The following is a 13,034-nucleotide window of genomic DNA, read 5'->3' as shown; positions in this document are numbered from 1 at the left end:
TTAAGCCTCTCAGCGCCGATGGTACTTGGGTGGTAACGCCCTGGGAGAGTAGGACGCTGCCAAGTACATATATAAAAACCCTCTATTTCGTAGGTCGAAATAGAGGGTTTTATTTTTTTGAATAAAATCTAAAATAGCTATATACATATATAAATCTAGGATTTGAGAAAATAGGCACACACACATTAAGAAAAACATTTGGATATTGGCACTATAAACGTTATAAAGATATTGCACTATTGCAGAAATTGTTTAATCATTCAGCTCCAAGTGTTACTTTAAGATATATTGGAATTAATCAAGACATAATGGATAAGACTATTGAGGACTTTTATTTGTAGAAAGGGGTTGAAATAGTGAAAGAAATTAAAGTAAACATTGAGGAACTAGAAAAGTTTTTAGATTGTTTATAAGACAAAGTTGAGGAATGTTATAAGTTTGAAACTGAAAAAGTAATTAGGGAATATTTAAAAGAGGTCAAAAGGAGTTGGAAATATTAATGAGAAATATATAGGCATTGATTTTAATATGATAGAAAGATTTAAAAAGTTAAGTAGATAGAAGATAAAAAAGATAGTAGTATAGTTTTCTTATTACCTTTAATACAAACTTCGACAAATTAGTCGAGTGTAATATAATATACTTTAATTAAAATATAGAAAAAGACCAAGATGCATTAAAAGGTATCATTTATAACTAATTATTTATAGCTAATCTTTTATAACATAAATATTATCGCTTTGAGCCTATTAATATACTTCATAATCCAGATATTTTTATCAATATACCTATAAAAAAGAGTTAAATGACAATATAGATAATGGGAGGTGGATATTATGTTATATATTAGGACAAAACCAAAGTAACGGTAGCAACTGTGAAGAGGTTATAGTTATAGTGAATGTTTAAAAAAATTAGTTTGAGTGTTCAAGTATATTTTTGTATTTGATACTACGGTAAAAAAAGAAAGGTAATTGTTATGAAAAAAAATAATTTCACGATAATATTAATAATTAGTTTATGCTTAGTCATGTTCACAAATACAAGTGTTATAGCTATTAGTACATTTGTTGATTTTAATGAACAAGAAATTGATAAATATATAGAATATATTACGAATAATAAAACTGTTACAAGTGATAGCGATAATTCAATAAATGATGTTTTTTGGGATTTGTTTTTAACAGGCGTTGACTGGGTAATCAGTAAAATAAGTGGTGCAGTTTTTTATAGAGAACCTGATGTTGTGGAAGGGCCTAATTGGTGCCAAGTATCTACTGGCAGTCTTACTTATGGAAATGATGATGATGACATCAGAAGAGTTAGAAGAGAACTAGACTTGCCTCAAAAATTTACTATTGATGCTTGGGCACAAACAGATTGGCATAATTGGTTAGAAAAGATAAATATATGGATAGAGGATGAAGACGGTTATGAAGTAGCAGGTGCAAATGCCACACATAATCAACATGTTATACATTATGCTGATCCTGAATATTATGAACTTTATTATAGCTCCTCTGATGGTGAATGGGATCATTATGTTATGCTTTTGGATTTTACAGAGGATTCAGAAGGATATTCTGCAGATAAAATAAAATATGCAGTAAATTCTGATGGAACTAAATTTGAATATATGTTAGATGAAAATAGCAATAAACATTATGTATTACCTAGTGGCATCTTTAATGCAAACACATCATTTAGAAAAAATGTTTTAGATAATGGAATAGCACTAAATGCTAGGGATTTGTATTATCAATTTTATGATTCAGAATTAAAAATATCAGTAAATGCTTTAAAAGATTTTGATGTTGGCGATTCTATAATATTTGAAGATACAATAAAAGATATAAAATATGATCATGAGACAAACTCAACTAAAATTTATTTTGACTGTTTAGATAGTTGTGACCTCATGTGGCCTTTTAACGGAGATTTAACTGAAAAATATGTTGTTGATGATTCTTTGAGATTAAAATTCGAAGTCGTTGAAGAATATTCTGAAGATAGTTATGTTTTTGAAAATCTTGATTATATACTAGAAGGTTATAAAGGAGTTCTTGGAGGAAGTTATCCAGAGCTAGAAGATTATATCATTGAAAATTAATTATTGTGGAGATAATGAGTATGAAAAAGATTGTAAAATTTGCATTGCTAACAATATTATTAATATTTGCTGCATCAATTATTTATGAAATATATGAAAATAGTAATTCATCTTATGCAAATAGAAGAATAGATACTGTATTGAGAGCAATGTTTATTTATCCTAAAGGCACTAAATCTTATAATGAGCAAGTTTTATTGAATTTAGAAATGGAGAAATATCCCGGAGTAGTATTAATGACCGAAGAAAAAAGGCTTACCTATAAGATAGTAGTTAACAATAAATTAGCTGACAATGTATTAGGATATAAAATATTAAATATTGACCTTAGACGTTCGTCGTGGAATAAATCTAGCATAGCTTGGGAAATACCATTTTTTGTTGATTTGCTCGTATATACAGATAAGAAGAATATAGAGATTACTGCTTTAGGCATTGCAACTTTTGATTTAAGTAATTCAAATAAGCCTTATAAAATATCTAATATATACATTAGTACTGATATAAATAAAATTGTAACTCAACAGTAATTTTGATATGCTCCCCTTTAAGTAGATAAATGAAATAAAAAATCTGTCTATAAAAGGGGAGCTATCTTTATTTCTAAAAGGAATAAAGATTCTGCAGAATAAAATAGAATATAAATGTTGATAGTATTATTATTTGCAATCATATAACTCCTTTTCGTAGGTCGAAGTAGAGGGTTTTTATTGTCGTAATATTTTAGATATATTATAATCTTATTATAGGAATAATGATAGAAATCTAGGGTAAAAAGGAAAATGGGGATAAAAGAAGGAGAAGATACAAATGAAATATGAAGGAGCTCTTTATAGGCCACCTAGTGAAGCCTATAGTCTTATAGTTCAGGCTACAATAGGTTGCTCTCATAATAAGTGTACTTTTTGTTCTATGTATAAGGGAAAAAATTTTAGAATAAGAAGTACGGAAGAAATAATGGAAGATTTAATTATAGGTAGAAAACATTATAGGAATGTGAAGCGTGTTTTTTTAGCTGATGGAGATGCTTTAGTAATTAAAACTGAAGAATTAATCAAAATATTACAAGGCATAGAAGTTTTGTTTCCAGAATGTGAAAGGGTAGGTATATACGGTTCTCCTAGATCTATTCTAAACAAGTCCCAGGAAGAGTTATTGGAGTTAAAAGCTTTAGGGTTAGGTATTGTATATTTAGGTTTAGAATCCGGAAGTGACAAGATATTAAAGGATATTAAAAAGGGTGTAAATTCTGCTCAAATGATAGAGGCAGGTAGAAAAATTGTAGGGGCTAATATAGAACTTTCAGTGACTTTAATATCTGGGATTGGAGGAAAAGTAAATTCAGAACTTCATGCTGTAGAATCAGCTAAAATTCTAAATAAAATGAAACCCCATTATATTGGATTGCTGACTTTATTACTAGAAGAAGATACCCAACTTTACAAAGAGGTACTGGAAGGAAGATTTCAGCTTTTAACTCCTAGAGAAGTATTAAAAGAGACAAGAATTCTAGTAGAGGGGCTTGAAATAAATAATTGTATTTTTAGAAGTAATCATGCTTCTAATTATGTTTCATTAAGAGGAACTCTTATGAAGGATAAGAAGCTTATACTTGATCAGATTGATGAAGGTCTAAATATAGGCGGATTAGATGATAAAGAAATATATAGACGATTGTAAAATAATTATTGCTTATTGGAGAATATAATGATATAATATTTAGGAATAAAAACATATAGTAATCTTTAAATCAGTCCAGAGAGACTGGCAAGATTGTAATTAGTATGGATAATTATGCCTATTTGCATAAAAGGTCTTGCTGTTAGCGAGACCTTTTTTATGGCTAAATTATTACAATCTAACAGTCCTTTAAATCAGTCCAGGGAGGCTGAAAAGGAGAGAAAACTCTCCTTTAAATTAGAAAGGGAGGTTTTTTTATGACTGAAAATGTAATTGCAAGTAAATCTAAAAAAGAAGAGGCTAGATTATGGCAAAATTCAAAAAAGGTTATTTTAGCTCTTCAACATTTAATTGCTATGTTTGGGGCAACGGTTTTAGTACCTATATTGACAGGATTCGATCCATCGGTGGCATTATTTTCTGCTGGACTTGGAACTATCATATTTCACCTTTGCACAAAAGGTAAAGTTCCAGTTTTCTTAGGTTCATCATTTGCATTTATTCCGGTAATATTGACAGTAAAGGAGATATATAATGGTGATCTTGCATATGCACAAGGTGGGATGGTAGCAGCAGGTTTAATATATATATTTTTGTCCTTCTTAATTAAAAAAATAGGAATAGAAAAAATACAAAGATATCTTGCTCCTCAAGTAGTAGGGCCTATGATAATAGTAATAGGTATGAATTTAATTCCAGTGGCCTTTGGAAATGCCAGTGAAAACTTTTTAATAGCTGGTATAACCTTAGGAATAGCATTATTAGTTAATTTTAAAGGAAAGGGCATATTTAAACAATTGTCAATATTGATAGCTGTAACTGCTGGCTATATAGCCTCTTATAAAATGGGAATTACAGACACTAGTGTGGTAAAAGAAGCGGCTATATTTGCAGTGCCTGCTTTTAGATTACCCAAATTTGATATAGGCGCTATAACTATAATCGCTCCAGTAGTATTAGCAGTATTTATGGAACATTTAGGAGATATAACTACCAATGGACAGGTTGTAGGTAAAAACTTTATAGAAGATCCAGGTCTAAATAGAACGTTATTGGGGGATGGATTAGCTACAACCATGGCAGCTCTAATAGGAGGACCTGCCAATACAACTTACGGAGAAAATACTGGAGTTTTAGCCATAACAAAAAATTATGATCCATCTATATTAAGGCTAGCAGCAGTTTTCGCAGTAGTATTAGGGTTTGTGTCAAAAATTGGTGCATTTTTAAGTACCATACCTACCCCAGTTATGGGTGGAATCAGTTTAATGCTTTTTAGTATGATATCTCTTATAGGTGTTAAAACCATAAAAACAAATAAAGTAGAACTTAACTGGAAAAACATTATAGTCATGGGAACTATATTAGTACTAGGCCTTGGAAGTGGTGTTATAGAAAATAAATTAGGTATTACTATAGGAATTCCTATCACCGAAACTGTAAAAATATCAGGACTAAGTTTCGCTGCTATAGTGGGGATAATATTGAATGTTGTTCTATATAGAAAAGAAAAATTAAATTGATAAAATGAAGCCTGTCTTGAATCATAAGGACAGGCTTTATTTTATTTGGTATAATAATTACAAGATAATCTAAACTATTTATTAATATCTTTATTATAAACCAATATTATAGTTGAAAAGGTGGTAAATTTGGGCAGAGTAGATGAGGTATTTGAAATTTTGCTCCATCTGGAAAAGAAAAAAAGGGAAGGTGTTTCTGCTAAAGATATAGCTTCTATGCTGGAAACTGATAGATCTAATATTAGCAGGTATTTAAATATCCTTCATAAAGAGGGAAAGTTAGAAAAAATAGATGGAAGACCGGTTTTATATAAATCTATTAATAATGATACTAATAGGGTTTCCCGAGGGGGGAATTCAATAGTGGATTCTAACAACAGCCTAGACAAAATGGTAGGAGCGACACAGAGCTTAGCTATGCCTATACAAAAGGCAAAGGCTGCTATTATGTATCCTCCTAAAGGCTTGCATACTTTACTTTTAGGGGAAACAGGCGTAGGAAAATCCATGTTTGCTGAACTTATGTATCAATTTGCTATAGAATCTAATATAGTGAGAAAAAACGCTCCTTTTATTAGATTTAATTGTGCAGACTATGTAGATAATCCAAATCTATTGACGGCTCAAATATTTGGGGTTAAGAAGGGAGCCTATACTGGTGCTGATAGGGATAGGAATGGATTGCTTACAAAGGCAGATTCGGGATTTATTTTTTTAGATGAAATCCACAGGTTACCGCCTCAAGGTCAAGAGATGTTGTTCACCTACATTGATAATGGTTTTTTTAGACCTTTAGGAGAAACGGAAAAATTAATCCATGTAGATGTTAGAATAATTGCTGCAACAACAGAAAATCCAAATTCCCATTTATTAAAAACTTTCACTCGCAGGATACCTATGATAATAACCTTGCCTCCTATAAGGGATAGGAGCCTACCTGAAAGATATTTTTTAATAGAAACCTTTATCAAGGAAGAATCCCATAGGCTTGGGAAGAGCATATATATAAATAAAAATTCTATTATTTCTTATCTATTGTATGATTGTCCAAACAATATAGGTCAGCTTAAATCTGATATACAACTGGCTTGTGCTAAGGCTTTTCTTAGATATAAATCTGAAAATGGCGATTACCTGATTATCAACCAAGGGGATTTACCTAATCACGTAAGAAAAGGAATTTTAAATATCAATGAGTATAGGAGTGAAGTAGATGAACTACTAAATACTACCTATGATATTTTTAAGTTTAACCAGCATGAAGAACCTCCCCTTCTATTGAATATAGATGATAATAGATCCGAGGATTTTTATACTGCTATTGAAGAAAAACTAGAATCTTTAAAGGGATCGGGTATAGATGAAAAGGACATTAATGAGATAATAAACATTGATATTGAATCCCATTTTGAAAAATATATAGGAAGTATACATAGACGTTTTGATAGAACCGGGATATCAAATGTAGTAAATGATGACATACTTCAAGTAGCTGAGGAAATATTATTATTGGCTCAAAAACATTTGGGAAAAGAGTTTGATGAAAAAATATACTTTGGGTTATCCTTCCATTTAGAGCGGAGTATAGAAAGGATAAAAAAAGGGGAAAAAATATACAATCCTAAGCTAAATTCTATAAGAATTAATTACGAGGAAGAATTCTTATTTGCTATGAAAATTGCAAAGATATTGGACAGTAAATTTCACATTGAAACTCCTGTAGATGAAATAGGGTATCTGGCCATGTTTTTTACAACAGATTCAGATAAAAAATTTAGAGAAGAAAAGCCAAAGGTAGGAGTAATAGTTGTCATGCATGGTAGATCTACTGCAAGCAGTATGGTAGAAGTAGCCAATAGTTTAATAGGCATAGAACATGCCGTTGCCTTAGATATGCCTTTATCCATGAATCCCAAAATTATGTATGAGCTAACAAAGGATAAGGTCCAGCAAATAGACAAGGGAAAGGGAGTAGTAATGCTAGTGGATATGGGCTCTTTAACAACATTTGGGGACATGATATGGGAAGAAACTGGAATAGAAGTAAGAACACTTGAAAAGGTTAGCACTCCCATGGTTCTTGAGGTATTGAGAAAGGTTGTAATGGGCTATGGTTTAGATGAAATTATTGAATCTTTAAACAAAAAGGATCTTTATAAAGATGAGCTGCCGAAGAAAAAGATAAGGAAAAACATAATTGTTACCGCTTGTTTTACAGGAGATGGGGCTTCTAAAAAGTTAAAATCAGTAGTAGAAACCTCTTTAGTTGATGAAAATATAGAAATAATGGCCATAAATATTATAGATGAAGAAAAGTTAGAAAATAGAATATGTAGATTAAGTAAAGAGTATAATATCATAGCCATTATTGCAACGGTAAATATGGATATAGGATATATACCTTTCATACCTGCCATAGAAGTGTTCAGGGGTTATGGCATAAATAAATTAAAGAAAATTATAGATGAAGAAAATATGTATATGAAGGTAGCAGAATCCTTAAAAGAACATTTAACAAATTTAGATGGGGAAGAAATAACTAGGGATATTAAATATTTAATCTATAGTATTGAAAACAAGCTGGAAATAGAAATAATATCCGACGCTAAGATAGGAATCGTACTCCATATATCTTTTTTAATAGATAATCTATTGGCTGGTGTAATCCCTAGGAAATTTGAAGATTTGAAGATTTATAGAAATCTATATGAAAAAGAGATGAATATTATTAAAGAATCTATTTCCTTTATGGAGAAAAAATATAAGGTTTCCTTAGGGGAAGATGAATTAGCCTATATATTGAAATTGTTTTTGTTAAACCAAAATACTGTGTAATAGTGTGTAAACTTTTACACAGTATTTTCTTTTTTTGTTTAGAAATTTACACGGTTTTTATATATTTATTTTACCCATTATTAAATATATAATGGTGAAATTATGAAAGAAGCTGCTAAAGATAGATTTTTATTATTTGAATTATTTTATCAGTGATATTGGCAAGGTAATTGCAAATGTAATATAGTACATAAAAATAAATTGTTGGAGGTGAATAGGGTATAGCTTAAACTACTCATTAACCTTACAGAAAGGACTGATTCATATGGTAAATATTATGCTTGTCTGTTCTGCAGGCATGTCCACTAGTTTACTAGTAAGCAAAATGAATAAGGTAGCTAAGGAAAAAGGGATGAATGTAAATGTATTTGCTGTAGCAGAGGCAGATGCAAAAAATATTATGGATAAAATTGATATTGTTTTACTTGGACCGCAGGTAAGGTATCTATTGCCAAAGATGAAGGAACTAATGGAACCTAAGGGGATACCCGTTGATGTAGTGGATACCATTAATTATGGGACTATGAATGGGGAAAAGGTTTTAGAACAGGCTTTAAGTATGGCTAAAAACTAATAAAAGTTTCATATTTAAAAGGGGGATTAACATGAATAATTTTTTGGATTTTATGGAAAAGAGATTTGTTCCCGTTGCAGCTAGGATTGGTGGACAAAGGCATTTAGTTGCTATCCGAGATGGTTTTGTAGCCATTATGCCTTTGATACTTGCAGGTTCTACTGCTGTATTATTAAAAAACACTATCTTCCAATGGATAGCACCATTAGGAATATTAATTCCTATATGCGATCAAGTTTGGTGGGGTACTTTAGCTATAATGACATTATTAGTTGTTTTTTCTACAGCTTATAGTTTAGCAAAATCCTACAATGTAAACTCTCTTGCAGCTGGACTAATTGCAGTAGGTTCTTATTTTGCTACATTACCACAGGCCCATGGTGATGCAGGTTGGGGATATATTCATTGGGGTTACTTACAAGCTACAGGTTTGTTTACAGGATTGATAGTAGCGTTAATTGCCACCGAAATATTTGTTAAATTGATTAAAAGAGATTTAACTATAAAAATGCCAGAAGAGGTACCTCCGGCAGTAGGTAGAGCTTTTGCAGCTGTTATACCAGGAATGATTACTATCTTTACTTTTGGAATTGTATTTCTGATTATAGATAAGCTAGGAGGAGTAAGTTTATATGATGTAATATACGAAGGGATTCAAAAACCACTGCAAGGTTTTAGTCAAGGAGTAGGTTCAGCTATGGTAATGGCCATGTTAATCAATTTGTTTTGGTTCTTTGGTCTACATGGTGCAAATATATTGGATCCTATAATGAATGCATTATATCTACCTGCTCTTACAGATAATGCTGCTGCAATAGAGGCAGGACTGGCGGCACCAAATGTAATAACTAGGGTTTTCTTTGATACCTATGTACATTTAGGTGGCTCAGGTGCAACTATAGGATTAATAATTGCTATTTTTATTGCAGCGAAGAAGAGAAAGGAATATAGGGAAGTTGCTAAACTATCAACACCATCGGGGATATTTCAAATTAACGAGCCTATGATGTTTGGACTCCCCATAGTGTTAAATCCAATATTATTTATTCCATTTATAATAACTCCTGGAATATTGACTCTTATAGGTTATATTGGTACCGCTACAGGTTTTGCACCTCCAACGTATGTTGCTATACCTTGGACTACTCCTCCAGTAGTAGGAGCATTTTTAGCAACAGGGGCTACTTCAGCAAGTTGGAGGGCAGCAGTTTTAGCTGCTATAAACCTTGTAATTTCAGTACTCATATATCTACCTTTTATTAAACTAGCTGATAGACAAAGTAGGAAAACTAAAATAACTAATCAATGAATTATTTTATACTAAGGGGATTGGGATTTTTTATATCGGAAATATATTTAATATTCAATTTACTTCTAACTAATATCTTATAGGATATTTGGTTTGTTTATTGGTGTATAAAGGACTAATTCTTTATACACCAATAACAATATTATTTTGTAAAGGGGTGGCATATTTGAATAAAAAAATTAAAATAGCTGTAATTGGCGGTGGTTCATCTTATACTCCAGAATTTATTGAAGGGATAATCAAAAGGTACGAAGAACTTCCGGTAGATGAACTTTGGCTTGTAGATGTAGAGGAAGGCAAGGAAAAGCTTAATATAGTTGGAAATTTGGCCAAGAGAATGGTGGAAGAGGCTAAAATACCAATGGATATTTTTCTAACTTTAAATAGGGAGGAAGCATTATACGGAGCTAGTTTTGTCACAACTCAAATAAGGGTTGGGATGCTCGAGGCTAGAAATAAGGACGAAAGTATTCCACTATCCCATGGATTTATTGGGCAAGAAACCAATGGGCCAGGCGGACTTTTTAAAGGGTTAAGAACTATACCAGTATTATTAGAAATTGCTGATGATATGACAAATTTATGTCCTGATGCTTGGTTAATAAACTTTACAAATCCAGTAGGCATGGTAACCGAAGCTTTTTCCAAATATTCAAGACATAGGAAGTTTATAGGTCTTTGTAATGTCCCGATAGGAGTAGAAAAGGGTATAGCAGAAATAATGGGTATAGAAGGAGATAGGATTAGAATAGATTTTGCTGGATTAAATCATATGGTATATGGATTTAATGTATTTATAGATGGAGAAGATAGAACAGATGAGGTATTAAATATATATATAGAAAATTCAGCTTCTATAAATATGGAAAACATAGATCCTATGGAATGGGATAAAGGATTTATTAAGGCCCTCAGGTTAATACCTTGTCCATATCACAAATATTATTATAAAACTAAAGACATGCTGGAAAATGATATAGTGAAATTTAAAGAAGGTAGGAATAGGGCGGAGGAAGTAATGGAAGTAGAAAGATCCTTGTTTGCACTTTATAAAAATAGGGAATTGAAGCACAAACCTAAAGAATTGGAAAAGCGAGGAGGTGCCTACTATTCTGATGCTGCTTGTAATCTTATAAGTTCCATATATAATGATAAGGGAGACCTTCAAGTAGTAAACACATTAAATGGAAATACTATTAAGGATTTAGATAGAAACAATGCTATTGAAATAACTTGTAAGATAACAAAAAATGGGCCTATACCCTATAAATTTATTGATGAGTTTCCCATTCCTATAAAAGGAATTATACATCAGATAAAAGCTTTTGAAGTATTAGGAGCAGAGGCAGCGGTAGAAGGGAATTATGAGAAAGCCCTTCTAGCAATGATAACGAATCCCCTTGTTGCAAACGATAGGGAAGGACATAAAATGTTGGATGAACTACTACAAGCACATAGAAGTTATCTTCCAAACTTTTTTAAAGGAATATAGATAACATAATTTTAAAGAGGATTTGTGTCATATTATAGATTATTGTAGCAAATGTATATAATTTTTAAATTTTAAAGGAGAGAGTAATATGGACTTAGAGATGATAATAATGAATATTATTAATTACAGTGGAGAAGCAAGGAGTCTATGTATGGAGGGGATATCTTATGCAAAAAAAGGCGATTTTGATAAAGCAAGAACTAATATAGAAGATGCAAATGAAAAGATTGCTTGTGCACATAAAAGTCAAACTAAGCTGATACAATCGGAAGCTCAAGGGGAAAAACAAGATTTCTCCCTGCTTTTAGTTCATGCTCAAGATCATCTAATGAATGCCATAACGACTAGAGATATGGCTAGAGAATTTATAGACCTATATGAAGTAGTTTATAGTTCTATAGTGGCAGGGGGTAGTAGAGTCAATGCGTAGACTAGGTGTATCCATATATCCAAATAACTCGTCCCTAGAGGAAGATAGAAAGTATTTAAGTTTAGCAACGAAATATGGATTTAGTCGGATATTCACAAACTTGATTTCAATTGATGAAGATAAGGACAGGATACTAAGGGAGTTTAAGGAAATAATAAACTATGGAAAGGATCTAGGCATGGAGGTAATAGCAGATGTATCTCCATCCGTATTTAAATCTTTAGATATTCATTATTCAGATCTAAAGTTCTTTAAGGATATGAATTTAACGGGAATTAGATTGGATTTAGGTTTTTCTGGCAATGAGGAAAGTATAATGTCGTTTAATCCCTATGGTTTAAAAATAGAGATAAATATGAGCAACAATACTAAATATTTGAAAAACATAATGGCATATATGCCAAATAAAAATAATATTATTGGATGTCATAACTTTTATCCTCATAGGTATACGGGATTATCCAGGAAACATTTTATGGAGACATCTGAGAGCTTCAAAAAATATGGCCTTAGGACGGCAGCCTTTGTTTCTTCAACAAATGCTACCTTTGGTCCTTGGCTAGTTAATGAAGGCCTACCTACATTGGAAGAGCATAGAGAGCTTCCTATAGAAACTCAAGCCAAAGATCTTTTTAATACCGGGCTTATAGATGATGTGATAATAGCAAACTGTTATGCTTCTGAAGAGGAATTAAAAACCCTAGGGAAAATGAACAAGGATCTCCTTACGCTAAAAGTAGAGTTAATAGATAGTCTACCAAAGTTGGAAAAGAAAATAGTATTGGAAGAACTCCATATTAATAGGGGAGATATATCAGAGTACGTAATTAGGTCAACTCAAAGTAGGGTTAAATATAAAGGTTATGACTTTAAATTGATTAATCCAAAGGACATTGAAAAAGGAGATATTATAATAGACAGCAGCTTATACGAACATTATGCTGGTGAATTACAAATAGCATTAAAGCCTATGAAAAATAGTGGAAAAACTAGCGTAGTAGGGAAAGTAGTAGATGAGGAAGTATTTTTACTAGATCATATAAAGCCTTGGCAAAAATTTAAGTTGGAGTCTTTTATATAG

Annotated in this window: 10 protein-coding genes and 1 pseudogene; all 11 read left to right on the top strand. The window is 31.6% G+C overall.

Annotated elements, in window-relative coordinates; translation table 11 throughout:
- Positions 1-164 precede the first annotated feature (164 nt).
- Positions 165-341 (top strand): annotated as a pseudogene (locus C3E89_RS03840) (site-specific integrase); the annotation flags it as partial.
- A gap of 638 nt (positions 342-979) precedes the next feature.
- On the top strand, positions 980-2,110 hold the full coding sequence (locus C3E89_RS03835; RefSeq protein WP_236911166.1) for a hypothetical protein: 1,131 nt from the start codon (positions 980-982) through the stop codon (positions 2,108-2,110).
- Between the two features lie 20 nt (positions 2,111-2,130).
- Positions 2,131-2,640 (top strand): hypothetical protein, encoded by a 510-nt coding sequence (locus C3E89_RS03830; RefSeq protein WP_236911165.1) that lies wholly within the window; start codon positions 2,131-2,133, stop codon positions 2,638-2,640.
- 280 nt (positions 2,641-2,920) lie between these two features.
- Entirely contained in the window at positions 2,921-3,790 is an 870-nt protein-coding gene (locus C3E89_RS03825) for a radical SAM protein (protein WP_236911164.1), read from the top strand.
- A gap of 257 nt (positions 3,791-4,047) precedes the next feature.
- Positions 4,048-5,313, top strand: coding sequence for a uracil-xanthine permease family protein (locus tag C3E89_RS03820; RefSeq protein ID WP_236911163.1), 1,266 nt, complete (start codon positions 4,048-4,050; stop codon positions 5,311-5,313).
- Between the two features lie 120 nt (positions 5,314-5,433).
- The gene (locus C3E89_RS03815; RefSeq protein ID WP_336512931.1) at positions 5,434-8,148 is read left to right on the top strand and encodes a sigma 54-interacting transcriptional regulator; all 2,715 of its coding nucleotides are present in this window, start codon (positions 5,434-5,436) and stop codon (positions 8,146-8,148) included.
- A gap of 265 nt (positions 8,149-8,413) precedes the next feature.
- Positions 8,414-8,722, top strand: coding sequence for a PTS sugar transporter subunit IIB (locus C3E89_RS03810; protein ID WP_025642731.1), 309 nt, complete (start codon positions 8,414-8,416; stop codon positions 8,720-8,722).
- A gap of 31 nt (positions 8,723-8,753) precedes the next feature.
- Positions 8,754-10,031 carry a PTS sugar transporter subunit IIC gene (locus C3E89_RS03805; protein ID WP_005588583.1) on the top strand — a complete coding sequence of 426 codons (1,278 nt, stop codon included), beginning with the start codon at positions 8,754-8,756 and terminating at the stop codon, positions 10,029-10,031.
- A 166-nt stretch (positions 10,032-10,197) separates the two neighbouring features.
- Entirely contained in the window at positions 10,198-11,523 is a 1,326-nt protein-coding gene (locus C3E89_RS03800; protein WP_236911161.1) for a 6-phospho-beta-glucosidase, read from the top strand.
- 88 nt (positions 11,524-11,611) lie between these two features.
- The gene (locus tag C3E89_RS03795; protein WP_025642725.1) at positions 11,612-11,953 is read left to right on the top strand and encodes a PTS lactose/cellobiose transporter subunit IIA; all 342 of its coding nucleotides are present in this window, start codon (positions 11,612-11,614) and stop codon (positions 11,951-11,953) included.
- Positions 11,946-13,034: a DUF871 domain-containing protein gene (locus C3E89_RS03790; RefSeq protein ID WP_236911160.1), complete on the top strand. Its 1,089-nt coding sequence runs from the start codon at positions 11,946-11,948 to the stop codon at positions 13,032-13,034. The genes C3E89_RS03795 and C3E89_RS03790 overlap by 8 nt, the downstream gene beginning before the upstream one ends.

Origin of the sequence: Clostridium sp. Cult1, assembly GCF_021655095.1 — a bacterium.
GTDB lineage: Bacteria > Bacillota > Clostridia > Tissierellales > Tepidimicrobiaceae > Schnuerera.
Note: the sequence above shows the minus strand (reverse complement) of the source record. Positions and strands in the feature narration are given on the sequence as shown.

Excerpts from the sequence above, each read along its gene's own strand:
- C3E89_RS03835 (WP_236911166.1), top strand. The coding sequence starts at position 980 with ATGAAAAAAAATAATTTCACGATAATATTAATAATTAGTTTATGCTTA.
- C3E89_RS03830 (WP_236911165.1), top strand. The coding sequence starts at position 2,131 with ATGAAAAAGATTGTAAAATTTGCATTGCTAACAATATTATTAATATTT.
- C3E89_RS03825 (WP_236911164.1), top strand. The coding sequence starts at position 2,921 with ATGAAATATGAAGGAGCTCTTTATAGGCCACCTAGTGAAGCCTATAGT.
- C3E89_RS03820 (WP_236911163.1), top strand. The coding sequence starts at position 4,048 with ATGACTGAAAATGTAATTGCAAGTAAATCTAAAAAAGAAGAGGCTAGA.
- C3E89_RS03810 (WP_025642731.1), top strand. The coding sequence starts at position 8,414 with ATGGTAAATATTATGCTTGTCTGTTCTGCAGGCATGTCCACTAGTTTA.
- C3E89_RS03805 (WP_005588583.1), top strand. The coding sequence starts at position 8,754 with ATGAATAATTTTTTGGATTTTATGGAAAAGAGATTTGTTCCCGTTGCA.
- C3E89_RS03795 (WP_025642725.1), top strand. The coding sequence starts at position 11,612 with ATGGACTTAGAGATGATAATAATGAATATTATTAATTACAGTGGAGAA.
- C3E89_RS03790 (WP_236911160.1), top strand. The coding sequence starts at position 11,946 with ATGCGTAGACTAGGTGTATCCATATATCCAAATAACTCGTCCCTAGAG.